At 60.5% G+C, this 215-nt stretch carries 1 pseudogene; it reads right to left on the reverse strand.

From position 1 onward, the window contains the following. Positions 1–215: pseudogene (locus H6B10_RS17765) on the reverse strand (ABC transporter ATP-binding protein); the annotation flags it as partial.

The raw sequence follows: 215 nt of genomic DNA on the forward strand, positions 1-215 counted from the left end.
TGAGCTCTCCCAGGCTGTTGTCGTTGAAGTAGCCCATGGGGACGGATTTCATCCGCTGCCCGATGGCCACGCGCTTATTGGCCGCCATGAAGTACCCGGCGTGGGTCTGCTGGAGCTGAGAGAAATACTTGGTCACGGCGCTGCCCAGAATACTGACTGCCAACAGTCCCAGCGCCTGCCACGCCGTGGCAGAGCCGGTTTTTCCATCCAGCAGA

This window comes from Gemmiger formicilis (genome assembly GCF_016901605.1).
Lineage (GTDB): Bacteria > Bacillota > Clostridia > Oscillospirales > Ruminococcaceae > Gemmiger > Gemmiger formicilis_B.